Origin of the sequence: Brevibacillus sp. MS2.2, assembly GCF_013284345.1 — a bacterium.
Taxonomy (GTDB): Bacteria; Bacillota; Bacilli; order Brevibacillales; family Brevibacillaceae; genus Brevibacillus; species Brevibacillus brevis_C.
Genome location: NZ_JABSUZ010000031.1, coordinates 18,040 through 41,551, shown reverse-complemented (window position 1 = coordinate 41,551; position 23,512 = coordinate 18,040). Strand labels below are relative to the sequence as shown.

24 protein-coding genes, 1 tRNA gene and 1 other RNA gene are annotated in these 23,512 nt (G+C 42.9%); 18 read left to right on the top strand and 8 right to left on the bottom strand.

Annotated elements, in window-relative coordinates; genetic code table 11:
* Window positions 1–7: 7 nt before the first annotated feature.
* The 4 genes from HP568_RS22865 to HP568_RS22850 all read right to left on the bottom strand — a co-directional run bounded on the left by HP568_RS22865 (window position 8) and on the right by HP568_RS22850 (window position 2,647).
* Window positions 8–265, bottom strand: coding sequence for an HPr family phosphocarrier protein (locus HP568_RS22865; RefSeq protein WP_007719815.1), 258 nt, complete (start codon window positions 263–265; stop codon window positions 8–10).
* Window positions 266–295: 30 nt separating this feature from the next.
* Window positions 296–793 carry a PTS sugar transporter subunit IIA gene (locus HP568_RS22860; RefSeq protein ID WP_048035526.1) on the bottom strand — a complete coding sequence of 166 codons (498 nt, stop codon included), beginning with the start codon at window positions 791–793 and terminating at the stop codon, window positions 296–298.
* A gap of 129 nt (window positions 794–922) precedes the next feature.
* Entirely contained in the window at window positions 923–1,780 is an 858-nt protein-coding gene (glcT, locus tag HP568_RS22855) for a glucose PTS transporter transcription antiterminator GlcT (RefSeq protein WP_048035527.1), read from the bottom strand.
* 369 nt (window positions 1,781–2,149) lie between these two features.
* Window positions 2,150–2,647, bottom strand: a complete 498-nt coding sequence (locus HP568_RS22850; RefSeq protein WP_056496045.1) for a ribonuclease H-like YkuK family protein — start codon at window positions 2,645–2,647, stop codon at window positions 2,150–2,152.
* 183 nt (window positions 2,648–2,830) lie between these two features.
* Between HP568_RS22850 and tadA the strand changes: the two genes are divergently transcribed.
* Window positions 2,831–3,313 (top strand): tRNA adenosine(34) deaminase TadA, encoded by a 483-nt coding sequence (gene tadA, locus HP568_RS22845; protein ID WP_016740879.1) that lies wholly within the window; start codon window positions 2,831–2,833, stop codon window positions 3,311–3,313.
* 39 nt (window positions 3,314–3,352) lie between these two features.
* On the opposite strand, the gene HP568_RS22840 is transcribed toward tadA, so the two are convergent.
* A complete protein-coding gene (locus HP568_RS22840; protein WP_173630314.1) occupies window positions 3,353–4,072 on the bottom strand; it encodes a pseudouridine synthase in 720 nt (239 codons plus the stop codon).
* 159 nt (window positions 4,073–4,231) lie between these two features.
* Here HP568_RS22840 and HP568_RS22835 point away from each other — a divergent pair.
* The 4 genes from HP568_RS22835 (at window position 4,232) to HP568_RS22820 (ending at window position 10,188) form a co-directional block, all read left to right on the top strand.
* Window positions 4,232–4,320, top strand: a tRNA-Ser gene (locus HP568_RS22835).
* A 1,032-nt stretch (window positions 4,321–5,352) separates the two neighbouring features.
* Entirely contained in the window at window positions 5,353–6,393 is a 1,041-nt protein-coding gene (locus HP568_RS22830) for a hypothetical protein (RefSeq protein ID WP_173630313.1), read from the top strand.
* Window positions 6,394–6,398: 5 nt separating this feature from the next.
* The gene (locus tag HP568_RS29560; protein ID WP_217366728.1) at window positions 6,399–8,363 is read left to right on the top strand and encodes an McrB family protein; all 1,965 of its coding nucleotides are present in this window, start codon (window positions 6,399–6,401) and stop codon (window positions 8,361–8,363) included.
* Window positions 8,347–10,188: a DUF2357 domain-containing protein gene (locus HP568_RS22820; RefSeq protein ID WP_173630312.1), complete on the top strand. Its 1,842-nt coding sequence runs from the start codon at window positions 8,347–8,349 to the stop codon at window positions 10,186–10,188. The genes HP568_RS29560 and HP568_RS22820 overlap by 17 nt, the downstream gene beginning before the upstream one ends.
* Before the next feature lie 427 nt (window positions 10,189–10,615).
* Here HP568_RS22820 and HP568_RS22815 read toward each other — a convergent pair whose 3' ends face one another.
* A complete protein-coding gene (locus tag HP568_RS22815; protein WP_048035532.1) occupies window positions 10,616–11,044 on the bottom strand; it encodes a DUF4275 family protein in 429 nt (142 codons plus the stop codon).
* 175 nt (window positions 11,045–11,219) lie between these two features.
* On the opposite strand from HP568_RS22815, the gene HP568_RS22810 reads away from it, so the two are divergent.
* The 8 genes from HP568_RS22810 to HP568_RS22775 all read left to right on the top strand — a co-directional run bounded on the left by HP568_RS22810 (window position 11,220) and on the right by HP568_RS22775 (window position 16,545).
* Window positions 11,220–11,801 (top strand): sulfurtransferase TusA family protein, encoded by a 582-nt coding sequence (locus HP568_RS22810; RefSeq protein WP_173630311.1) that lies wholly within the window; start codon window positions 11,220–11,222, stop codon window positions 11,799–11,801.
* 13 nt (window positions 11,802–11,814) lie between these two features.
* A complete protein-coding gene (locus tag HP568_RS22805; protein WP_173630310.1) occupies window positions 11,815–12,966 on the top strand; it encodes an MBL fold metallo-hydrolase in 1,152 nt (383 codons plus the stop codon).
* Between the two features lie 63 nt (window positions 12,967–13,029).
* On the top strand, window positions 13,030–13,254 hold the full coding sequence (locus HP568_RS22800; RefSeq protein ID WP_007719853.1) for a sulfurtransferase TusA family protein: 225 nt from the start codon (window positions 13,030–13,032) through the stop codon (window positions 13,252–13,254).
* A gap of 339 nt (window positions 13,255–13,593) precedes the next feature.
* A complete protein-coding gene (locus tag HP568_RS22795) occupies window positions 13,594–14,382 on the top strand; it encodes a sulfite exporter TauE/SafE family protein (protein ID WP_173630309.1) in 789 nt (262 codons plus the stop codon).
* A gap of 84 nt (window positions 14,383–14,466) precedes the next feature.
* Window positions 14,467–14,952 carry a DsrE/DsrF/DrsH-like family protein gene (locus tag HP568_RS22790; RefSeq protein ID WP_048035536.1) on the top strand — a complete coding sequence of 162 codons (486 nt, stop codon included), beginning with the start codon at window positions 14,467–14,469 and terminating at the stop codon, window positions 14,950–14,952.
* A gap of 92 nt (window positions 14,953–15,044) precedes the next feature.
* The gene (locus tag HP568_RS22785; RefSeq protein ID WP_012683835.1) at window positions 15,045–15,311 is read left to right on the top strand and encodes a metal-sensitive transcriptional regulator; all 267 of its coding nucleotides are present in this window, start codon (window positions 15,045–15,047) and stop codon (window positions 15,309–15,311) included.
* 24 nt (window positions 15,312–15,335) lie between these two features.
* On the top strand, window positions 15,336–15,725 hold the full coding sequence (locus HP568_RS22780) for a rhodanese-like domain-containing protein (RefSeq protein WP_048035537.1): 390 nt from the start codon (window positions 15,336–15,338) through the stop codon (window positions 15,723–15,725).
* Window positions 15,726–15,912: 187 nt separating this feature from the next.
* The gene (locus tag HP568_RS22775; protein ID WP_048035538.1) at window positions 15,913–16,545 is read left to right on the top strand and encodes an NAD(P)-dependent oxidoreductase; all 633 of its coding nucleotides are present in this window, start codon (window positions 15,913–15,915) and stop codon (window positions 16,543–16,545) included.
* A 71-nt stretch (window positions 16,546–16,616) separates the two neighbouring features.
* Here HP568_RS22775 and HP568_RS22770 read toward each other — a convergent pair whose 3' ends face one another.
* The gene (locus tag HP568_RS22770) at window positions 16,617–16,925 is read right to left on the bottom strand and encodes a DUF4870 domain-containing protein (RefSeq protein ID WP_048035539.1); all 309 of its coding nucleotides are present in this window, start codon (window positions 16,923–16,925) and stop codon (window positions 16,617–16,619) included.
* Window positions 16,926–17,162: 237 nt separating this feature from the next.
* Between HP568_RS22770 and HP568_RS22765 the strand changes: the two genes are divergently transcribed.
* A complete protein-coding gene (locus HP568_RS22765; RefSeq protein WP_048035540.1) occupies window positions 17,163–17,762 on the top strand; it encodes a class I SAM-dependent methyltransferase in 600 nt (199 codons plus the stop codon).
* 12 nt (window positions 17,763–17,774) lie between these two features.
* Window positions 17,775–18,434 carry a DedA family protein gene (locus HP568_RS22760; RefSeq protein ID WP_048035541.1) on the top strand — a complete coding sequence of 220 codons (660 nt, stop codon included), beginning with the start codon at window positions 17,775–17,777 and terminating at the stop codon, window positions 18,432–18,434.
* 122 nt (window positions 18,435–18,556) lie between these two features.
* Here the strand turns inward: HP568_RS22760 and HP568_RS22755 are convergent, their stop codons facing one another.
* Window positions 18,557–19,447, bottom strand: a complete 891-nt coding sequence (locus tag HP568_RS22755; RefSeq protein ID WP_048035545.1) for an EamA family transporter — start codon at window positions 19,445–19,447, stop codon at window positions 18,557–18,559.
* A 214-nt stretch (window positions 19,448–19,661) separates the two neighbouring features.
* Here HP568_RS22755 and HP568_RS22750 point away from each other — a divergent pair, with 214 nt between their 5' ends.
* The 3 genes from HP568_RS22750 to HP568_RS22740 all read left to right on the top strand — a co-directional run bounded on the left by HP568_RS22750 (window position 19,662) and on the right by HP568_RS22740 (window position 23,406).
* Window positions 19,662–21,422 carry an HD-GYP domain-containing protein gene (locus HP568_RS22750; RefSeq protein ID WP_173630308.1) on the top strand — a complete coding sequence of 587 codons (1,761 nt, stop codon included), beginning with the start codon at window positions 19,662–19,664 and terminating at the stop codon, window positions 21,420–21,422.
* A 55-nt stretch (window positions 21,423–21,477) separates the two neighbouring features.
* Window positions 21,478–21,742: signal recognition particle sRNA large type (gene ffs / locus HP568_RS22745), an RNA gene on the top strand.
* Window positions 21,743–21,972: 230 nt separating this feature from the next.
* Complete coding sequence (locus HP568_RS22740) at window positions 21,973–23,406, top strand: PAS domain-containing sensor histidine kinase (protein ID WP_048035547.1); 1,434 nt, start codon at window positions 21,973–21,975, stop codon at window positions 23,404–23,406.
* Window positions 23,407–23,512: the final 106 nt, after the last annotated feature.

Below are 23,512 nucleotides of genomic sequence, written 5' to 3'. Positions count from 1 at the left end.
GTATGATTTACGAGGATTGCTCCAATAGCTGCTGAATCGCAGTGGCTACGTTTTGTTCATCCGCTCCGTCGATCTGAACGGTTAGGGTGTCACCTTGGGAGACACCCAACGTCATGATGCCGAGAATGCTTTTGCCATCTGCGTGTTTTGTCCCTTTGCTCAGCGTAATCTTTGACTGAGATTGCGACGAACAATTCACGAGCAGAGCTGCTGGTCTCGCGTGGAGCCCACCCTCTACATTGACGGTTACTTCAAATTGAACCATGTTGTACCTCCTTCAACCATGCGCTTCGCTTTATTTTAAGACGACAGTCATAAGTGGCTCTTGGCCTGCTTGCACAGTTGCTTTTGCCACTACATTTTTTTCAGCAACCATATCACCGTTTGTAATTACGATTGGTGTCACAATCGGACAGCCCGCATCCTCCAGTACACTCTTGTCGAATTGGATGAGCTTGTCGCCAGCCTTCACTTGATCGCCAACCGAGACAAACGGGGTAAAGCCTTTCCCGTTTAATTTCACCGTATCAATTCCGATATGCATCAATATCTCAAGACCACTTTCGGTCGACAGCCCGATAGCATGGTGAGTAGGGAAAAGATGCGTAACCTTTCCATCGACAGGGGAGACGAGCGTGTCTGCACTTGGCAAAATCGCTACACCATCACCGACGACTTTACCTGCGAATACAGGATCAGGAACTTCGGACAGGGGGAGTACGGTACCTGTTAATGGTGCAAGAAAGGTTACCTCTTGTTGTTGTTTTTTCCGGGAAAAAAGACTGCGTAGCATAGTATCCTCCTTTTGCGTCTGAACCAAAAAAGGCATGAGACGGTTGAATTCATACGACGACATACTTACTATGTCCGTATGATCTCACCGCTCATGCCTAGTCGAGCTAGTAACACGCAGGATTATGATTTAATTTTGTTGTAATAAGCGATAAAGGTGCAGAGCCATGTAACCAACCTCATCTTCGGGTACAGCGATTTCGAGACGGGTGGAAATGTATTGAGCCAGCTCCGTTGCCAATTGATAGGCTTCTGGCATGGTGGTTTTGACTCGGTCCAGAAGCGGATTCTTGATGAATTTTTGTTGACGGATGCGCTCAACGGCAAAGCGCAAATGGGTAATGAGGCGAACGTAATCAATGGTACTGCGTTCAATTGTAATGGCTGTTCGCTCTTCAATCAGGCTTACCAACTCCGTGATGATGTTGGTGAATTGGACAGCCTTTTTTACTGGCACGTAACTGATTGCGGAGTGTATGTGCAAGGCCAGAAATCCGATTTCACTATCGGGAATGTCCAGGTCGAATGCGTTTTTGATCATATCCGCTGCCCGGTTCGCCAGTGCGTACTCTTTCGTGTACAGCGTCTGGATTTCGAACAAGAAAGGATTCACGATCTCCATTCCGTTATTGAGCCGGTAGATCGCAAACTGGATATGGTCAGGTAAGGCAACGTGGACGTGTTCGTTCAATTCCGGCGTAATCTCACTTGCAATGAGAGCGATAATTTCTTCCGCAATTCCTACGACAGCAGGATCTACTTGGCTCAGGATGTTCTGATACTGTTTCTGATGATTTTCATTTTCGAGCGTGAAGCGCTTTTCCACTCGCGAGTCTTGGGAGGGGATGGTATTCCCGGGTTTTGCGCCAAATCCGATTCCTTTTCCGAACAGGACAATTTCTTGTCCGGATCCGGGTTCTTCTACAAGTACGACGTTATGGTTCAACACACGCGTAATTGCGTACGTTTTTTCCTTTTCACGGGACAATCCATTCCACCACCTTTAGATAGACAAAAACGGTCCATGACCGTATTTGCTTACCGCAAGCGGTCACATCCAATTTAATGAAAAACGCCGATGAACCCTGACGTTAATCAGAAAAAAGAGCCGAAAAAACCTTTTTAACAAGAAAAAGATCTTCTCGGCTCATGCCTGCATTACCAGTAACACGCCTTGTGAAAACGCTTCAATTAAAGCTTATAATAGCTCACGTCTCGTACATTGTCAATCACCCTGTTTACGTGAAAAAACGCGGTGGGCAGGAGATGCAAGTGCCTGTCCCGAATTGTTTGAACCAACAGGATAAGGGCAAAACAAAGCCAAGCGGACGCCTCATTAGCAATCCGCCTGTTTTGTTTACTTGGTGTACTTGTCGGCAATCGTAGATGCACAGAAGGAGTTCGGTTTGATTTCGGCACGAAAGTGATTGGTTTCTGCTAAGCTCAACAAAGACTGGATAAACTTACGGGTAGGGCCATTCGTACCGATATCAAAATGCAGGCGGATGGGAGTATCTAAATGGTGGTCCCGCAAATATTGGCGTACTTCTGTGGCAAGTCCGACTGCGTACATCGCTTCCTGAAATATACGCTGTTGCAAGGATGAATACCGGCGTTCTTGAAATTTGTGATAAAAGAAGGTGCCCCCATGGCCGGGACGAATCACTGTGATAACGAGGGCAAAAAAAGTCCCGCGGCTTTTTAATTGAGAGTCGGCCCCCACAATAATTTCAAATGGACCACCTATTGATGAGATGGTATGTTCGATGTGGGAAAACACTTCTTCTTTTGCCAGTAGACCTCTAGTCGGACTGTGAAAGCGATCAAATAACGTATTTGCAGAGGTTAAGCCCACTCACATCCCTCCAGAAAGAGGCTAACAAAGATTTGCATACTTCTTCCTTACATCATTAATGTATGTAATCTCTCAGATAGTATGTGAACGGGTAGGGACAAAAACTTCTTGAATCAACTTTTTTGGGTAAAATGGTCCGTTTGTTCGGGACGAAAGACTGTTTTTGAAGGAGCTTTAGGGAACGTGATACAAGCAAATGAACATGATTATTATATGAAACAAGCCATGGAAGAGGCCCGGAAAGCCGCTGCGATTGGCGAGGTTCCAATCGGTGCGGTCATCGTGCGCGACGGGGAAATCGTAGGTCGCGGCTACAACTTGCGGGAAACACAAAAAGACCCTACCTTGCACGCGGAATTGATCGCGATACGGGAGGCAAGTGAACGCTTGGGTGGATGGCGCTTGATCGGATGTACGCTGTACGTGACATTGGAGCCGTGTCCAATGTGTGCGGGTGCAATCGTTCAAAGCCGCATCGAACAGGTCGTGTATGGCGCTCGCGATCCGAAGGCGGGCTGTGCCGGGACATTGATGAACCTGCTCGCGGAACCGCGCTTCAATCATCAGGTGCCAGTCATAGAGGGTGTTCTTGCAGAGGAATGCGGGCAGATGCTCAAGGACTTCTTTCGAGGGTTGCGAAAAAAAAGACAGCCGGTACAGGAATGACCGGGCTGTCTGGACAAACCGTCTGCATGCAGGCGGTTTCTATTTGTTTACGTTTTTCAGCATGTGCAGCTCTTCTTCGGTCAGTTCGCGATACTCACCAGGGGCCAGTGACGGGTCAAGGTGAAGCGGGCCCATACGAATCCGTTGCAGATAGGTGACTTGCAGGTCGAAAGCAGCAAACATCCGTTTTACCTGATGGAACTTTCCTTCCATGATGGTGACGCGAATCTCTGATGTTTCTCCCGAAGAGATAATCTCCAGCTTGGCTGGCAGTGTAGTGAAGTCCTCTAATTCCACGCCTTTGGCGAACTCCTGTACATGGTGCTCAGTGACCCGGCCATCGATGCGAGCAAAGTACTCCTTGTCCACTTTCTTTTTCGGGGACAAGAGGCTATGGGAGAGCTGACCGTCATTGGTCAAGAGCAAGAGACCCTCTGTATCAATATCCAGTCGGCCTACCGGATGTACCTTGATTGCCCACTCGTACGGGAGCAGGTCCACGACAGTTTCATGGACATTGTCCTCTGTAGCAGAAACCACTCCAGGCGGCTTGTTCAGCAAAACGTATACCCAGCGCTTAAAGTTAAGTGGTTCTCCATCCACAAGGATTTCCTGTTCCTCGGCAATGACATGCATCCCCGGGTCTGTTGCGACAACGCCGTCTACGACGATCAGTCGCTGCTTCACTAGTGCTTTCACTTCCTTGCGCGTGCCGATTGCCATATTGGCCAGCACCTTGTCCAAACGTTCACGTTTCATATATGTTCCTCGCTTTTCTTCTGATCGGATACCAATCTTGTGTGCTGTTATTAGTTTGGCCTAATGAGCCGCGCAAATCAAGGGGCATACAGAGGAATGAGTCTTGCATTTTTGACTGTATTTTGCTATAGTAAGTAATGTTTCTGACAAACCAAATATGGAGAGATACCCAAGTGGTCATAAGGGGACGCACTCGAAATGCGTTAGGCGTCGTGAGGCGTGCGTGGGTTCGAATCCCACTCTCTCCGCTTAGAATTCTTCGATTGAAGAGAACGAAATGTTATTTAAAGCATATCTTTTCCGTAAGGGTAAGGATATGCTTTAAATTTTTTGGACACGGACATGCCTGAATGTAAGATTATCAACTTATTCAAGTGAAAATAATAATGCTATTTCGTTAAAAAGGAGCATAACAAAAATTTAGTTAATTATTGAGGGAAGTTGAGTATAAGTTTTAATGAAAGTCCAAAAAGGATATTAGCCTTTTATCAGTTGAGGCTATGGTCTTATGAGTTGGATTATATTAGTATGTAGAATAATATGTTAAAAATATTTAAAATATACTTACATTTTACTATCAACTCCATATGAAAGTGCACCCCTTAGAATATTGGAAAACCCTTTTAGGTTTAACCGATGAAAATTTAAGGGGTGTATTTTTATGGGGAATTTCAAATTAAAAAGTTCAATTCATATTTTAGAGATAATAATGAAAGAAACAATTCACTTGCAAATTTAAGGCAAATGAACATACCCACAAATTACAGAACACCTTGGTGTACTAGGACAATGATCGCTTAAACGACGAATGTGAAAGTATAGAATAATTGGGTACTGAATCATCAAAGAAGACGAGAACAATGTATGGTATGTCGAAAAGCTTAGTGCGAGAAATCTAGATAAAGGAGGTACACGTAGAAACTACAATGCTATTGAGAGGGTATCTAAATGATATCAAATATTGAGGGGTCTCATAACAGTCAGTACCCTTACTAAAAAGTGAAAAACAGAGGGCTGCGAACGAGCTACTTTTGCTATGGTGGTCAACTATTTGATTGACATTCACAAAAGAACCTTATCCAAAAAATGATAGTAAAACGAAATTGTACAATAAATTATAGGAATTCCCATATGATTGTCGAATAGTGCTTATGAACTACACATTAATAATTTGATTTTGAGGTGAACATTTATGTACTTAATAAGTAAGTTCATTAAATCCTGAATTTATAAACAAAGGTGGAGAATTGATTAGAAAATAAGTAGAGAGGATAATATAGATGAGTGATAATTATTGGAAATCAGCAATTGAACTAATACCTATAGAATTCCTAATTCAGTTTAAGGAACTTAATGGGGTAAAAATCTCAATCCCTGGATTTCGTACAATAGACCCTACTAATAAAATTGTATGGCTTAAGTTAATACAAGAATTAGTGAAACCAAAGCAAAAAGAGAAAATCCTAACAGAATTAAAAAGGAAAGTTGAAAATGATATAACTTTGATGGAATATCTCAAATTAGATAGGGAAGAGCTATTATCAAAAATTCAAGCAGGAGAGTCTTTCAAGGAAGTGATTTTTGCACTTCTTTCAGATCAAAGTGACGATGCCCACAAAAAATTATTATATATACTTAACAAAATACAACATAAATCTAAAAAGACATCTATGGAATCAGAGCGTAGTAAGGAAAATGCTGATAACTCGGATAAGAAATTAAACGAGGAAATTAAAAAACGTATGAAACTTGAACAAAAAGTTATTGAATTCCAATCAAAGCTGAACCAACTTCGTCAGGAATACGATGGTGAGAAAAACAAATTGAAAGCTCAAAGTTCAAAACAAGAAGCACTAATTAAACAATACAAATTAGAAATCAAGCAACTTGAAACACAAAATAACGAATTACTAGGCAAATGCGATAAATTACAAAGTAAGAATAATGACTTAATGATTGAGTTAGAGAATTTGAGTAACACAATTAAGGAAAGAGAGAGCTTAGAAATAAACGTGAACCAAAATGATGAAATTAATAAAGCGGAGGAACTCCCGAAAGTTGTTTTGATTGGAAATCCAATGAATAGTTTTATCAGTAAAAATGTCACTTATGATATTCAAATTATAGAACCAGAACACTTGGAAATAGATACACATAAGCCAATCTTAGAGCAGTCTCAGCAAGTGTGGATACTAGCTTACCGTATCAATCGTAAACATCAAGAAAAAGTTAATAAATGTATACCAACCAATAAACAGATACATAGATTTGCTGACTTTCATTCATTACAAAATTACATCAAGAATATGTCTAGGAGGTAAGATTAATGTCAAATAAAATGTGGGATGTAGACCTGATTGGTATAGTAGAAGAAGATAACATTTATATTAATCGGCAAAATTCTGTTCAAGTAACAATTAAGGTTATTTCTAGATTTCCCTACAGTTTGAATGGAGCTCACGCATTCTCAGCGTATGCTTCGGATTTTGAAAAGTATGGATTCGATGACTCTGTTTTAAATACAGAGGAAAAGAGAATAAGTAACGCTATTGAGTTTTTTAAGGATAGTTTGCTCATCTTTAAACCACTAAAAAAAATTAAGTATGACCAATCTGAACACTATAACGCAAAAAATGTTCGTTTAATTCACAAAAATGATTCTTTTAATAATGAAACATCGTACATTGCTGTTCCCGTATTTCAAGAAACAAGTGCAACTAGCTTTGATGACTTTGTTTATAAACTAGTAAATAATAAGTACTTAGGGAAAATAGACAATATTTCCACTGAGTCCGAGGATACACCCCCGTTTATCTTATGGAAAGATCAAAACTGTAATTATACCATCTTTGGCCCTTTTAATCGTCACTCATATCACTATGGTGGATTTAACTTCATGGTTGACAATAATTTGAAACAAATAGTTTTTAAAGATGAATGGTTAAATGATGCATACGAGGATGTTGAAAATCTTCTGTTTATTACACAGGAGAAGTTTGAAACCATCGTACAATTACTTCACCAGGAAAATGATAATTCTTATTTAATTAAAAATGGCGTTTTGCATGGGGAGATGACAGAAAGTGGTATTAATGATTCGCAAGTAATACCAACCGCAACCAACTTACAAATAGCATCTTCTCCTGCTATATCAGTAGATGAAGTAGACAATGAAAGGCAACAGTCTAAATCCGAACAAGTATTCATGGAAGAGTTTATTGCAGTTGCAAAAGAAATGGGTTTAGCATTCGATTTAAAGGATTTATATAATTTTCACACGTCAGTGAAATCGGCAAAGCTAACAATCTTAGCAGGTATGAGTGGAACAGGTAAATCAAAGCTTGTTCAGGCATATTCAAGAGCTCTTCGATTGGATCCTCTAATTATTCCCGTGCGACCATCGTGGAGCGATGATGCTGATTTAATAGGATATGTTGATTCAATGAATATGGTATACCGACCTGGTGATTCAAGGCTCATAAATACATTAATCCAAGCAGAAAATGATCACAAAAATCTTTATATTATCTGCTTTGATGAGATGAATTTAGCGCGTGTAGAGCATTATTTTTCTCAATTTTTATCCGTGCTCGAAATGGATGCAAATGATCGCAAACTTCGTTTGTATAATCCTGAATTATCCGACAGGTTATATAATCACATCCAATATCCATCAGAGGTTAAGATTGGAGAAAATGTGCTATTTATAGGGACTGTCAATCTCGATGAAAGTACATACCATTTCTCTGATAAGGTACTTGATCGGGCAAACGTAATTGAATTAGGAATTATTCCATTTAAACAAATGCGGGACATAATTGAAGAACAGAAGGATAAAATTGACCGTAAATTTACGAATTGGTCCTTCCAAGACTTTAACGGTTTTAGAAACCGTTCCAAAGATAACAAGGAAAAAGAAAAGGTAGAGTTGACTGATATTGAAGTATCTTTTCTTTGGGATATCCACATAGATTTGAACCGGACAAATAAAAATTTGGGGATAGGTCCACGAATAGTACGTCAAATAGATACTTACTTAAAAAATCTACCAGCTAATCAATACCTGACACGGAAGCAGGCATTTGACATTCAGATAAAACAACGAATCTTAACGAAACTTAGAGGACCAGAAGACCAATTAAAAGATCTATTATCCTTGCATGAAGGTCAATTAATAGGGAAACTCCAGGAACAAATTTTAAAATACAAAGATGTTTCCGAATTTGAGGTTACAAGAAACACTCTAATCCAAAAAGCGAAAGAGCTGAGTAGTAATGGATACACGGTCTAATCAAGTTCCATTCACCTTAAAATTTATTCAACCAGACGGGATGTATACTCCACCAACAGTTTTAAATGCTACCATATTTTATACTGAAGAAGATGCTCTCTATTTAGAAGGAAATGAATCTATTCTGGAGATCACTGAGAACAAGAACTTATCTGTTCTTTTTACTAACTGTGATGAAGATGCGCGACTTTATATGGACGGACTTGAAATGATACCTGGAAAGGTGGTAGAAATTGATGAAAATGGGGAGCCTTATATACTCCCATCAACAAACGAGCAGCTTTTGTTTACTTATGATTATTTTCCATTGATCCCAGGACATTACCAAGTGATGGTTATGGTGGGCGACACTAAATACTATTCCCTAGTATCAGTAAAGACTAAAGAGATGACTAAAGATCAGTGGAGAATAATGGTTAACGAAGTGGAGTCCATTATAAAAGGTTTAGCACAAGATTTAGTTCGTAAACAAATGGGGGCGGATAGATCAATATTTGGAGATGTGCCCCCTCAGCTATTACATCAATTTTTTGTTCTGAGGAAGCATTTTCCTTCAGTAATGGCAGCTTTGAGCGACCTGGAGAATAAGGTCAATTTTCGGATTAAAAAAGAATACGTAATTGTACCTATAGTGAAGGCGAAACACACGGATGAGGAAACGATTAGATATAGGTTACGCCATCCTGAGAAGAAAAACACCTTAAAAACACCAATACGTCAAACTTATTACGATCTACCTGAAAATAGATGGGTAAAACGGATAGTAGAGACCATAGTAAACAAGCTCATTCTATTTAAAGATGGCATAGAAGAAGCTATAGATATAGTAAATGATGAAATTCAGCACTTGTCTCAATATCAATATAAAGATTCCACGAAATTAATGATTGCTGAAAAAGAGCTAATAATTAATAACTTAAATCAATATGGCGAGCTAGCGAAAAAAATGAGAAGCGCTTTTGAACTAATCCGACAAACTAGTTGGTATCAAATCATTCCTCAAACAACCAACAATTTTGTTCCCCATGTCATGCATTCTGATGTTCGTTACCGAGCTCTTTATCAATTGTATAGGGACATTAACAGCGATGATTACCGGGTAGAATTAGATCCCTCATATACTTATCAATGGAAGAGAACAGATCGTTTGTATGAACTTTGGGGGTTTATTCAGTTAATGAATGTTTTATCAAAAGATTTAGACTATAAGCCGTTCAAAGGATGGTTGTATGATCGAGATTACAATCACAATGTGCATGTCATACCTCGATTATCTCCGGATACAATTGTTTCTTACAAAAAAGACGATATACAATTGAATCTTGTTTACGATGGGACTCTCCCGTATGAGAGTAAGAAAACTATACACGATCAGCCACTTTGGGCAATGGATTCACACAACCGCCCAGATGGTCGATTGGATGTATACAAAGATTGGGAATATCTAGGGAGTTTAATATTTGACTTCAAATACCGTCCTAGAAAAAATATATGGCGGGCAGAAAAAGTTAGACAAAGTAATCGTACGGATGTTATGAGGCAATTGACATCGTATGCTTCAGGGATATCTAGCCCTTATCTGTTTGATCTTAGAGGGACTGGCAAATTTCAAGCATTGAGACCAATACACGAGGTATGGGCAATTCATCCTTCTAAAGAAGGTAATGAGGAGACAAAAGAGTATTCTGATCATCGACTTAAGATAGTTCAATTAAGTCCAGGTCACGAAAACCGACATGTATCTAATGAATTGCAATTTGCTATTAAAGGGGTATTAGAGCGTAAGGATATCTTATTGAAGGATTTCACTAATTTGCAGCCGTAATACTTATTTATTTTGAAGATGTAAGAAAATCAATACTGAGTCGTCTATTTAGGATTGATCTTGCTTGCTCATTGAACAACTATTTTATGAAGATGAATAATACCTAAAAACTGAGTAGAAAACTTAATCGCAAAATGGTTACTTCAAATTTCGGCTAGGAGGGCATCCTTGGTGGCTATGAAGATAAAGACACACGTGAAGAAGTTTAAGATGCTTGATTATCGAAAAGGTTGGTATTTTATAAAACAATTTTAGATTTTGTTAGCTTCATTTTGTAAAGAGCATAAGACGAAAAAACAAGCATCCTGTCCCACTTGTAAGGTAAACAGGATGCTTTTCGTAATGTTTGGGATTCATTAATTTAAATATGAAAATTTCAGGGATAAGATATCCTTTCTTTTTTATCTGTATCCTGTATTTACCTATCTTATTTCCTGCAAAAATAAGGCCCACACCACTTGGTTTCATGAGTCTTCACATACGTCCACGTAAAATCCTTATCCACGACATACACATCGTATTCCATTTCCAAGTCCCCGGCAGAAAACGCCGCAGCATTTTCCAAGATCAACACCTCGTTGGAAAGCTGGTAAAACACATAGTATGACTCATGGGCAACTTGCTGAAAGGCTTTATCCGCTTCCTCGCGTTCAAGACAATCCCTCAGCTTATTGCTGAATAAATGCCACAGATATCCTTGGTAGCCGTCTTTATTTTTGAGAAAAATCCTCTCTTTATCTTCTTCGGTCAGATGGCTCGCAAAATGCTTCTCCCATTCTTCCCGTAAGTAAGGTCCCCAAATAGACAGCTCTGTTGTCTTCGTGTTCTTTGCCTTCATCCGGTCAGCTAGTTTCATTGGGCCCTCCATGTCGGTACAAGATCCTTTCTAAGAAAATACGTATGAATGAGTGTGTCGGTCACGTTTCGACTATTGACAAAGGAAAACGAGGGGCATATTATAATACCCATAGGGGTATACGTATAAAATTGATCAATCAACATTTCCACTCAAAATGTAGGAGGTAGACAACATGTCCGTACAATCGAATTTTTCTGCTGATAAAACACTAGATTGCAAAGGCTTGGCATGTCCAATGCCTGTCGTACGCACAAAAAAAGCAATGGAAGAGATGTTACCGGGTCAGGTGATGGAGGTGCAAGCAACTGATAAGGGGTCATCGGCTGACCTGAAGAGCTGGGCAAACAATACGGGGCATGAATTTTTGGGTACGGTTCAGGAGGGGGAAGTATGGAAGCATTTCCTGCGAAAAGCGAGTACCCATGAGGTGAAGGAGGAGACGAACTTCTTGCGGACCATTTCTAATGAAGAACTGCAAAAAAAGCTGGAAGCCAAAGAGAAGCTGACACTCATTGATGTTCGAGAACCGGCGGAATACGCTTTTCACCGCATTCCTGTAGCCATTTCTATACCCCTGGGAGTATTGGAGCAGCGTTTGGATGAGCTACAGCCCGACGACGACATCTACATTATCTGCCGATCCGGCAAACGCAGCGACATGGCTTGTCAGTTGTTGGCCAAAAAAGGTTTTACCAAAATCACCAATGTGCTACCGGGTATGTCCGGCTGGAATGGCCCGGCAGAAAAACAATAAGGGGGAGAGAAAGATGATGGAACAACAAACAAGCGTGGAGGCAATGACAGCACACGAGCTAACGCAGCTTCTTTTTGCGAAGGAGGAATTGTTTATTCTCGACGTTCGCAATACGAGCGATTATGAGAATTGGCGAATCGAAGGGCATCGAGTAGTGAGCATGAACATCCCTTACTTTGATTTGCTGGATGGGGTAGAGGCTGTTCTTGAGAAAATCCCTGTGAATCAAAAGGTGTTGGTCGTCTGTGCAAAAGAGGGCTCATCCATTTTTGTTGCAGAGATGCTAGCAGAAGCGGGCTTTACGGATGTTTTTTACCTGCAAGGTGGCATGAAAGCGTGGAGTGAGCATCTGGAGCCAGTGAAGGTAGGAGACCTCCGTGATGGCGGTGCGATTTACCAGTTTGTCCGCATTGGAAAAGGCTGCTTGTCTTACATGATCGTATCAGGAGGGGAGGCGGCTGTCGTCGATACACTGCGGATGACGGATGTGTACGAAGCATTTGCAGCCAAGCATCAATGGACGATCAAGCACACCATTGATACCCACCTGCATGCCGACCATATTTCCGGTGGAAAGAAGCTGGCAGATCGGCTCGATGCATCGTATTGGCTTCCAGAAAAAGATGCGGAAGAAGTTACGTACTCCTATCGTAAGCTAGAGGAAGGGCAGGAAATCCAGGTGGGGGCAACCAAAATCGCGATCCTGCCGATCTACTCCCCCGGACATACCATCGGAAGTACGTCACTGATTGTCGATGATACGTATTTTCTCACGGGTGACAGTCTGTTCGTAGCTTCGATCGGACGTCCGGATTTGGCTGGGAAAGCAGAAGATTGGGTGGGAGACCTGCACAACACCCTGTATAATCGATATAAAGAGCTTCCCGAGCATTTAGTCGTGTTGCCTGCTCATTTTGGCAGCTATACGGAGCTTGGTCCAATGGGTGTCGTATCTGCCCGTTTGGGTGACTTGTATCGCAACAATCCAGGGCTAACGATTGCGGATGAAAGTGAATTCCGCCATATCGTTACGCACCATTTGCCGCCGCAGCCGAATGCGTATCAAGAAATTCGTCAAGTGAACATGGGGAAATTAAAACCGAGTGAAGAGGAACAACAAGAGATGGAAGTAGGGCCAAATCGCTGCGCCATTCACGATAAATAACCAAAAGGTGGTTCAAAAAATCGTCTTTTGATCACGCGCTTATATAACAGGAGGAATAAAAACATGGCGGATATTGTGGTAGATACAAAAGGTCTGGCTTGCCCGATGCCAATCGTCAAAGCTAAAAAAGCAATGGACGGAATGCAATCCGGTCAAACCATGGAAGTACTCTCGACGGACAAAGGCTCGCTGAACGACTTCACTGCTTGGGTCAAGCAAACAGGGAATGAGCTAGTTTCCCATGAGGTTGAGAACGGTGTGTACAAATTTTTAGTGAAAAAGCTGTAAGGAGACAGAAGTGAGCACTCTTGGATGAAGCGCTAACGGTTCGTGTAGTGCTCGCTTACTCCTGATTTTCATAAACGATACGTACGCCAAGATGCGTATAGATTTCTTCTTTGTAGTGGCCATTAGGGCATTGCTTTTCACTGAACAAGGCATTTTTGTGTGAGCGCAAAGGTTCTTGGCAGGTGGGGCACCGATGCTGAAAAATGGATTTGAAAAAGCGGACCATTTAAATCACCTTATTCACAGTTATTTACTTGGAATTGATTTTACCTGATGTTGGTTCATTTGAAAAGAGGGTTGAGCATTCCGATGCGTTAGGTAGGAATGCGAGGAGGATATATGGACGTATTACTGCTTCTGCTCATGGTCTCTCTCGGTTTTGTCGGCTCCTTTTTTTCCGGACTGCTCGGGATTGGTGGAGCGATCATCAGCTATCCGATGCTTCTGTTTATACCACCGGCACTAGGGGTGGCGCAGTTTTCCGCCCAGGAAGTTTCGGTGATCTCGATGTTTCAAGTATTTTTCGCGTCGCTGTCTGGCGTACTGGCTTTCCGCAAAAGAAACGGGAAAAACTCGCCCCTGATTCATAAAGGACTCGTCAGAGATATGGGTGTAAGCATCTTGGCGGGAAGTCTGATTGGTGCAGCTCTCTCCCAGTACTTGTCGAATGAAAGCATCAATTTGGTGTACGGAATCCTGGCGATTATTGCCGTGATTTTGATGCTCGTGAAAAATAAGGGAACAGAAGCGGCAGCAGGGGAAGTCACGTATAACCGCTTCATTGCTGCTGGTGCTGCGTTTGCCGTAGGAATCGTATCTGGGATTGTCGGTGCAGGGGGAGCGTTCATCCTCATTCCGATCATGCTGACTGTGTTGAAAATACCTACGCGCGTGACAATTGCCTCATCTTTGGCCATTGTATTCATCTCCGCAATAGGTGGTGTGATCGGGAAGCTGTCGGGTGGGCAAATTCCGCTCTTGCCCGTTTTGTATACGGTCATCGGAAGTGTTTTGGGGGCACCGGTGGGCAGTATGGTCAGCGCCAAGAGCGATGTGAAATATTTGCGTTATGGCCTGATTGTGTTGATCAGTGGAACGGCTATCAAGATTTGGAGTGACATTTTATAAGGAAAGATGCTTTTCTTTGCAAAAGCTTCTTTCGCTTATTTTTATACCTATACAAGTATAAGTATTTTAAAGGAGTGTTCTTACATGGAAAAACAACAAAAAGAAAAAACGACGATTGTGTTGTTCAGTGGTGACTTGGATAAAGCGATTGCGGCCTTTATTATTGCGAACGGAGCGGCGGCCTATGATCATGATGTCACGATTTTCTTCACCTTTTGGGGACTGAATACGATGCGCAAGGACGAGATCGTGAAGGTAGAAAAGGGATGGCTTGAAAAAGCGTTCGGTTGGATGATGCCAAGAGGCGCCAAGAAGCTCGGACTGTCTAAAATGAACATGATGGGGATGGGGCCAGAGATGATCAAGCATGTCATGAAAAAACACAATGCCCTGACGCTTCCACAACTAATCGAGCTGGCTCAGGAGCAGGGAGTGAAGCTGGTCGCTTGTACGATGACGATGGACTTGCTCGGTCTCAAACAGGAGGAATTGCTCGACGGAATGGAGTATGCAGGTGTAGCCGCTTATTTGGGGGATGCGACTCAGGCAAGAGTAAACCTGTTCATTTAAACAGCACGCGCAGGCAGCTTGCTTGACATTACCTGGATTTCGCATAAGATACCTGTATACGTATGCCTTGTCGTGAAACAGGAGGAATTCATATGGATTACAACTATAGTGACGATATCAAAAGACGTTTAAAACGAATCGAAGGACAAGTACGCGGTGTGCTGAAAATGATGGACGAGCAGAAAAACTGCAAAGACGTAGTAGCGCAGCTCTCCGCCGTTCGCAACGCTTCAGACAAGGCGATTGCCCAGATTGTAGCGGAAAACCTGCAACGCTGTTTGTTAGAAGAGCAGGCTGCTGGAGGAGACACGAGCAAGCTGGTGAAAGAAGCCGTAGAGCTCTTGGTCAAGAGCCGTTAAACCGATTTTGGAGAGGAGCTTCCTATGAGTTTCACTACGATTCTTTTGCTGTTCGCCTATGCGGTAATTATTTGGTATGTCATCTCTCGCTTCGTTCCTGTAAAAGGATTGGAAAATCTCAAGTCAGATCAGTTCAAGGAACGGGTTAACCAAAAAAGCAGGGTGCTGCTCATCGACGTACGCGAGCCTCACGAATATAAAGCGGGTCATATTCCCTCAGCAGTGAACATCCCTTTGTCTCAGCTCGACCATCGTGCAAAAGAAATTTCCAGCAAGAACGATATATTGCTATACTGCCGGAGCGGGATGCGTAGTAAGCAGGCAGCAAAAATTTTAAAGAAACACGGCATTCCTCAGATGGCACATCTGCAAGGCGGGTTCATTACCTGGAATGGTCCGACGAAAAAGAAGTAACAGCTAGCACCTGGTGTATGTGTGAATACCGGGTGCTTTTTTTATGCGTTGAAAAAACAGGGTTGACAATTTGTTTTGTTGTAACTAAAATGATTACAACAAGGCGATGCGGTAACGCCTATTATTTTTGAGAGGGTTGTAACTAATTCAGTTACATCTACAACATAAAAATGGAGGGAATATCATCATGAAGATTGCAATTGTAGCAGCAAGCGGTAAAGCAGGTAAGGTGATTATGAAAGAGGCGTTGGATCGTGGTCATCAAGTGACAGCGATTGTACGTGATGCATCCAAAATCGAGCAGACTGACGTAGCAGTGATTCAGAAAGATGTATTTGACCTGACAGCAGCAGATTTGAACGGCTTTGACGTAGTCGTGAACGCTTTTGGTGCACCAGCAGGCCAGGAACATCTGCACGTAGAGTCAGGGAAAGCTTTAATTGAAGCATTGAAGGGTGCTCCTTCTACACGTTTGCTCGTTGTAGGCGGTGCAGGCAGTCTGTTTGTAGACGAAGCCAAAACACTGCGTCTCGTAGAAACGCCTGATTTCCCTAAGGCTTACTTGGCAACAGCACAAAAGCATGGAGAGTACTTGCGTGTATTGGAAGAGTCAAACGGCATTCAATGGACTTATATTAGTCCATCTGCCTTTTTTGATCCAGCAGGGGAGAAAACAGGCGCGTACCAACTCGGAAAAGACCATCTGCTAGTAAACGCTAGCGGACAGAGCTATGTGAGCTATGCCGACTTCGCAGTGGCGTTGCTCGATGAAATCGAAAATCCGAAGCATCGCAATGAGCGCTTCACAGTAGGCTCCTAATGTAATTAGGCTCCTGAACAAAAAGACCAGCTTCCTACTAAAGGCTAGCTGGTCTTTTTTGTGTATCGTGATTATCTGCCAATCCCACCGACGAATGGGTAGGAAAACGGGCGTCCATTTAAGGAGTAGATGATGCCTTTAATCGGGTAGTAGATCGCCATCAGTCCAAACACAATCAGGAATGGAATCCCAATCAACAAGAAGGTGAAGAACCAGGAAATAGCGATGAGCACCGTCATTATGATGTGGAAGAACAAAGCTTGCAGCGCCATACTTTTGGCGCCACGATTTTGTACGAGCAGCCAGACAAGAATGGGTACAAGGATCGGTGCAAAAAATGTGCTAGCGTGCGTTATGACTTTTACACCTTTATAATCCATGAATAAATCCTCCTTGATTAGATGTAAAACTTGATCTACTGCCATTGTAACGTATGGAAATCACTCGAAAAACCATCATGAGCGTGATTATTTGATCCGACCAGAGACGGAGGAATTTTTATTTCCATTCGTTTACTGTTATAGTAGTAAGAAAATCTTTCGTTTTTGGTAGATAATTCGTAATGTTTTTTGGATATGATAATGGATAAGCAAGAACTGAGAAGGGAGCATATAGACATGATGATCGATTGTCATCATCCGTCCAGCATGAAGGATCGGCTGATGTTCTTCTATAATTTTTTGCAGTCGCCAGGCCAAGTAGGCAGTATTACTCCTAGCTCCCGTGCACTTTGTAAACAAATGGTTGCGCCCATCGACTGGGAGCAAGCACATACAATTGTGGAATTAGGAGCAGGAACGGGGATTTTTACGAAGTGGATCGAGCAAAAGAAAAAACCGGAAGCCGTACTGGTATCCTTTGAAAAGGAGACCAAGATGCGCAAAAGGTTGGAACCACTATTTCCCGATGTACGATTCCACGAAGATGCGGTAGATTTGAATCGGGTTCTTTCGGACGCGGGATTGGGCAAAGCCGACTGTATTTTGTCGGGCCTACCATTTGCCAACTTCCCACAAGAGCTGCGTGATCAAATCATGGATCAGGTATATCATGCGCTAAAACCAGGTGGAGTATTTGTCGCCTTTCAATATTCGCTGCAAATGAAAAAGCAGCTTTCCTCTGTATTTGAGCAAGTATCGGTGAAGATGGTTCCATTGAATCTGCCACCTGCCTTTGTTTACATTTGCCGGAAGGATGATGGCAAGGGTGTCGGCTAGGAGGATTTCTAAATGATTGTCGATATGCTGTCCGAGTCTGTGGGTCAGTTTGGCTATTTTGCTCTTTTCTTTATGTTATGGCTAGGGATTGTTGGTATGCCGATTCCTGACGAGGTGATCGTGCTGTCTGCAGGGGTGCTGACCTCGATGGGACTTCTGCATGTTATTCCTGCATTTATTGCGACCTATCTGGGTGTCGTTTCGGGGCTATCATTGGGATATGTGCTCGGGAGATGGCTAGGTGCACCTGCACTGAACTGGATTAGTCGCAAAAAAGGAATGAACAAGTACGTAGATCAAGCGCAGTCGCTTCTCGACCGTTACGGAAGCTACGCCCTGTGTATCAGCTATTTCTTTCCGGTTGTCAGGCATGTGGTCCCTTACTTGGTCGGGATCGGGAAAATGACGTTTCCACGGTACGCCCTCTTTTCGTACACAACCGGCTTTGTATGGACGCTGATCTTGTTTTTGCTCGGTCATTTCATGGGAAATAAGGTGGAGATGCTTACTTCTTATGTGGCCTTATTGAATAATCGAACCGTGATTTTCTCTGTCTTAGGTGCACTGGTTCTCATTGCTGCTGTTTATTATGGATTTACCGTTTGGAGAAAACAAAAAAACATGGCGACTGCGCCACAGCCTCTGATGATCGATCGTGATCGAAAAGAGTAACCCGAATGGAATAATGAAGAAGTCAACAACCCTTTGCGTGGAGCAGAGGGTTGTTGTTTTTGATCATAAAAAAACCATCCGTATGTGCGGCAGTGGCACAATGGATGGGCTTTGGACAACGCTTATGAGGTAGCCTTGTTTCTTCGAATGCTTCGCTGGCGCAGCCATTCCGGCAAGATGATTCCGAGTAAAATGATCACGACTCCGCTCACTTGGAGTATAGAGACAGATTCATTCAAAATGACATAGGAGGAGAGCACAGCCATAGGTAGCTCAGCTGCTCCTAATATAGCTCCCATCCCCGGTCCTATGTGGGGCATACCATAATTGAAAAAAACGGTCGGGATGAAAATACCGAAGAAGGCGAGCAAAAATACGTATGGAAACAACCCGTCCAACAATGCTCCGTTGAATAGAAAAACGGGTGGGTAAATCAGACTGGCCAACAGAAAAGAGCCAGTCGCCATGCTGGAACTACGAATCCACGGATTAACAGCAATGGCGATTTTCCCGCTAAACAAAATAAACAACGTAAAAGAAACGGCTGAGAGAAGACCGAAGACGACACCAAGGATATGGAATTGGGCCAATCCGCCACTCTCAAAAATTCCTCCTGCAAGAAGGGTCCCTGTCAGCAGCAACAGGAGGGAAAAAATCGTCTCCTTTCCAGGCATTCGGCGAGTCATCACAGCTTCAACCAGTACGCCCATCCATGTGAACTGAAACAAAAGGACGATGGCGATCGAGGCTGGGATATATTGCAGGGCATTGTAGTACATAATTCCGGTGGAACCGACAGACAGACCTACGGCGACCAATAATAGCAACTGGCGAAGGGGAGGCTTGGTCCGCAGGAAAAAAAGAGCGGGTATCCAGGTCAGCACAAAGCCCAAAAACATTTGCCCACCAATTACTTCTGCGGGCGAATAGCCTTGCTTGTAGGCAAGCTTTACGATGGTTGATAGTATGCCGTAACTACATGCTCCGAGAAAAACCAGGAGGATGTATCTCATCTGATGCATCTCCTCACATACGATAATAATTCTTAGCTAGGATATTACGACAGCGTCCGTTTGTCTATGGATGAAGAAGATTCCATTTTTGGTTCGAACAAAGGTTTACGTTTGATCCCAGCGGGAAATAGTGAAGTGACACTATATAATCGTACCCACTAACAATGGTGTAGCTATAGGTTTGGTGAACAGCTTGGAAAAAAGGGGGAGGCTTGTGTACCTGAAGTGGAGGGATCGATTATTTTCCACATTTTTATTGTTGATTCTAGGGCCGACTATTCTTGTTTGCTTCCTTTTTTTTGATCAAGCCAAAGCGGCCGTGTTTGAACTATACAAAACGAACATGGACGCGAATATAGGGCTCGTCGATGAACGGCTTTTGTCCCTTTTTCAGTCTATCCAAAAGGATACCGATGAATTGGCGGATAGACTAGCCAAACGTCTCACAGAGGAACCGTCTTTTGTGGAAGGAAAAAAGAATGGCTTTAGACGTGAATGGACATCACAGGAACAGGTCCAAAATCTATTCGAGCGTTTCTCTCGCAACCAAAAAGTGGTAGGAAATATTGTTTATCTCGGCGAGGATGGAAGAGTTTTCTTATTACATGAAGATAAGAGCTGGAGTGCGGATAATCAATTTATGGAACGAGAGCAATGGGGAACTGGAGAAAACAGGGTAGATTTTCTTACAAAAAGGGAGCAAGAGAAGCGCCCAAGATCATTTTTTCTCGAGAAGCGCCTGGAGAGCTCGAATCCAAAAGCTACGGGACTTTTATTGGTGGAAATCAATCTGGATAAACTGACTGACTGGGTCCGCACCTATGTCGTTCCAAAAGAGTATGGCATGATGGTCCTATCCCCCTCCCGAACTATTATGATTCACACCGATAAAGCTATGATTGGAAATCATGTTTCGACGCTTCCTCATTATGAATTGGTACACAGGCAGTGGGAACAATCCAATGAAAAAGGACTCTTTTCTTTGCTTATCCAAGGCAAGGACATTTACGTATACCGTCTAGTGTCTGAAAAAAGCGGTGGTGCTTATTTTGAATGGTTGCCAAGAGAGGGGATTAATGAACGATTACAACAATTGAACCTCATCTTTTGTTTCACCCTTTTTATCGTAGTCTTATTTGCCTGTTATGTGGCACACCGTTTATCAAAATGGATTGGTGAGCCGATTTATAGCTTGGTATCGGCCACTGATTCCTTGTTGAAAGGTGATTTTTCCATACGCGTCCCGATACATGGGATGAAAGAAATAACGTTACTGGAGAATAAGTTCAACACGATGGCAGAACAGATGCATGCGTTAATTATCCGCGAGCGGGAGTATTCGCAACAGAGCCTGGATCAAATCGTTCGGAGCTTTTATTTAGCGGTAGAGATGAAGGACCCTTATACAGCCGGACATACAGAACGAGTTACGCACTATGCCCTTATCATTTATGATTATTTACAGCAACAGGAACAGCTTGCAGTTTCACGAGATGATTTACGTTATGCTGGCTTAATGCATGATATCGGAAAAGTAGCCATTCCTGACCACGTCCTTTTAAAAACAGGGAAGCTATCGCCTGACGAGTATGAATGCATGAAAACTCATTCCATTATCAGTGGAAAAATTGTAGAGCAAATAGAAAACCTGTCACATATCAGTTTAGGGGTACGGCATCATCATGAGCGATGGGATGGAAAAGGTTATCCTGATCAGCTCAAAGGGGAAGAAATCCCGCTGATTGGGCGTATTCTTGCCGTTGCAGATACGTTTGATGCTATGACCTCTACACGTTCCTATCGCAAAGCCATGTCGGCAAAAGAGGCGTACGAAGAAATTCTCCGCTGCCAAGGTACACAGTTCGACCCCTCTATTGTTTCGATTTTTAAGAAGGCTTTTGAGGATGGAGCTATTCAGATTACACAATCAGCGGATTGTAAGGGAAGAGTTAGTAAGGATAGAGAGATTTCCTAGCGCTGGATAGGTTTACTCCTTGCTATCGGCTACTAACTTTGGTATTCTAATTCTACCGTGCTAGACGGGGAGGTTGCGGTGCCCTGTAACCTGCAATCCGCAATAGCAGGGTTGAATTCCTATCCTAGGTTTTCTTATGTGAGGCTGCCTTATGGCGGCGGTGTTGAGGAGCGGGTCCTGTGCAACGCGAACCCATGAATCTGGTCAGGTCCGGAAGGAAGCAGCCATAAGTGGATCATCGCGTGTGCCGCAGGGTAGCCTGCTCTGAGCTGCTACCATAAGTAACGCTCGGATAAGGATTATCGAAGATAGGTGCACGGTACTTATCACGCATGTACAGATAGCATGTTTCCGAAGGGAAGCATGCTATTTTTATTTTGCGATCCAATTATTTTTTGTTGGAAATTGACGATAACTAGCGAAACATTTCCATGCTTTTTAAGTGGATAGAATGAAGGTTTTACGAGTATTTTCACGAATTTTCATAATAGGCGGAAAGGATTTCGTTTCTTTCCTTTCAAAATACGTCATAGGCCAGGAGGGACAAGCTATGAGTGCACTTTCTTCGTTACATCTCGTTGGCTCGTCCGGTCGATTGCAGCGGTTCATGCATCAACTGCCTACTGCCGTTTTATTGGTGAATCAAGCGGGTAGTATCGTGGAGGTCAACGAACAACTGCTTCGTATAACCGGATATTCACGCGATCAACTTATCAATAAGCCTATCAGCTCTCTTCTTCCCCATCGAGGTTCCATGGAGCACCTGTATGAGGAATATTTGCGAAAGGAAGAAGAAGTGGGAACCAAAGGCGAGGTCGAACTAGAATGGTGTGATAAACAGGGGAGATGCAGGAACACGTCTGTCATGATCATGGCACAGCAAGCAGAAGAACTTCTGTACATGATCCATTTTCCCCAACTCGTAAAAGAGAGCGATCGGCTTTTGTCGCAACGATTGTTGACCAAACTGACCTATGATACAAGCATGGGCTTGTTTATCCTCGACGAGAAATCGATCATTATCGAAGCCAGTCAGACGGCGTGCAAGCTGCTGGGTATGGAGAGACTGGACGTCATCAATAAACACGTGGATCAAGTATTTAGCGGTATCCCCGAACCGCATCGGTTCATTAAAAAAGAACTTTTGGAAGGCGTAAAGCTGCAAAATGTCGCGACTTCCTGGACCAATGACAACCAACGCTATGAGCTGATTGTCGACGCAAATACACTCCAAGACGAGTCAGGGAAAACAGTAGGGGCGTTTATTCTTTTCAAAGACATAACAAACCTGCGATCCTTCGCCCAAAAGCTCGAACGGAATGAACGCTTGGCGATGATCGGGCAAATTGCTGCTGGTACAGCACACGAGATTCGCAATCCACTTACCTCGATCAAAGGATTTCTGCAAATGTTCCTCAAGTCATTCGCTGACAGTGGCATGGAGAGGGAGAAAACGTACACCGAAATCATGCTCACAGAAATTAATCGCATCAATTCTTTAGTGAGTGAATTCCTACTATTGAGCAAGCCGCGTAATATTCAATATTCCATGGTCGACTTAAATACCGTTTTTGAGGAAATTTTGCCGATCGTCGAGTCACAGGCGAATCTGTACGGAATTGATGTTCAGTTTGCCTCTCGTGGTAAGCTTCCGATGGTCGTCGGGGATAACGAGCTATTGAAGCAAGTGTTCATTAATATCTGCAAAAATGGAATAGAAGCAATGGGAGAGCAAGGGTCGCTTCGGATTTCCCATCATTTCGACCAGGATGGCGACAAAGTGAGTATCGATATCCACGATTCAGGTCCGGGCATCCCGCTTTACATTATTGATAAGATTTTCGATCCGTTTTTTACGACAAAAGAGGAAGGGACAGGGCTCGGATTGTCTGTCTGCCAAAAAATCATTCACGATATTGGCGGTCAAATCCGTGTCTCCTCCAAAGGGTTTGGGACGACCTTCCATATCATGCTGCCGTATTAGGAGTAGAAAGCGTCCCGCACAATTGTGAACGGGGCGTTTTTTAAGTGAGACATGTCCGTTCACTTTGTACGAACGGTGGCAATCGTGTATACTGAATAGGATATAG

Excerpts from the sequence above, each read along its gene's own strand:
- HP568_RS22865 (WP_007719815.1), bottom strand. The coding sequence starts at position 265 with ATGGTTCAATTTGAAGTAACCGTCAATGTAGAGGGTGGGCTCCACGCG.
- HP568_RS22860 (WP_048035526.1), bottom strand. The coding sequence starts at position 793 with ATGCTACGCAGTCTTTTTTCCCGGAAAAAACAACAACAAGAGGTAACC.
- HP568_RS22840 (WP_173630314.1), bottom strand. The coding sequence starts at position 4,072 with ATGAAACGTGAACGTTTGGACAAGGTGCTGGCCAATATGGCAATCGGC.
- HP568_RS22830 (WP_173630313.1), top strand. The coding sequence starts at position 5,353 with ATGAGTGATAATTATTGGAAATCAGCAATTGAACTAATACCTATAGAA.
- HP568_RS29560 (WP_217366728.1), top strand. The coding sequence starts at position 6,399 with ATGTCAAATAAAATGTGGGATGTAGACCTGATTGGTATAGTAGAAGAA.
- HP568_RS22820 (WP_173630312.1), top strand. The coding sequence starts at position 8,347 with ATGGATACACGGTCTAATCAAGTTCCATTCACCTTAAAATTTATTCAA.
- HP568_RS22815 (WP_048035532.1), bottom strand. The coding sequence starts at position 11,044 with ATGAAACTAGCTGACCGGATGAAGGCAAAGAACACGAAGACAACAGAG.
- HP568_RS22810 (WP_173630311.1), top strand. The coding sequence starts at position 11,220 with ATGTCCGTACAATCGAATTTTTCTGCTGATAAAACACTAGATTGCAAA.
- HP568_RS22805 (WP_173630310.1), top strand. The coding sequence starts at position 11,815 with ATGATGGAACAACAAACAAGCGTGGAGGCAATGACAGCACACGAGCTA.
- HP568_RS22800 (WP_007719853.1), top strand. The coding sequence starts at position 13,030 with ATGGCGGATATTGTGGTAGATACAAAAGGTCTGGCTTGCCCGATGCCA.
- HP568_RS22795 (WP_173630309.1), top strand. The coding sequence starts at position 13,594 with ATGGACGTATTACTGCTTCTGCTCATGGTCTCTCTCGGTTTTGTCGGC.
- HP568_RS22790 (WP_048035536.1), top strand. The coding sequence starts at position 14,467 with ATGGAAAAACAACAAAAAGAAAAAACGACGATTGTGTTGTTCAGTGGT.
- HP568_RS22785 (WP_012683835.1), top strand. The coding sequence starts at position 15,045 with ATGGATTACAACTATAGTGACGATATCAAAAGACGTTTAAAACGAATC.
- HP568_RS22780 (WP_048035537.1), top strand. The coding sequence starts at position 15,336 with ATGAGTTTCACTACGATTCTTTTGCTGTTCGCCTATGCGGTAATTATT.
- HP568_RS22775 (WP_048035538.1), top strand. The coding sequence starts at position 15,913 with ATGAAGATTGCAATTGTAGCAGCAAGCGGTAAAGCAGGTAAGGTGATT.
- HP568_RS22770 (WP_048035539.1), bottom strand. The coding sequence starts at position 16,925 with ATGGATTATAAAGGTGTAAAAGTCATAACGCACGCTAGCACATTTTTT.
- HP568_RS22765 (WP_048035540.1), top strand. The coding sequence starts at position 17,163 with ATGATGATCGATTGTCATCATCCGTCCAGCATGAAGGATCGGCTGATG.
- HP568_RS22760 (WP_048035541.1), top strand. The coding sequence starts at position 17,775 with ATGATTGTCGATATGCTGTCCGAGTCTGTGGGTCAGTTTGGCTATTTT.
- HP568_RS22755 (WP_048035545.1), bottom strand. The coding sequence starts at position 19,447 with ATGAGATACATCCTCCTGGTTTTTCTCGGAGCATGTAGTTACGGCATA.
- HP568_RS22740 (WP_048035547.1), top strand. The coding sequence starts at position 21,973 with ATGAGTGCACTTTCTTCGTTACATCTCGTTGGCTCGTCCGGTCGATTG.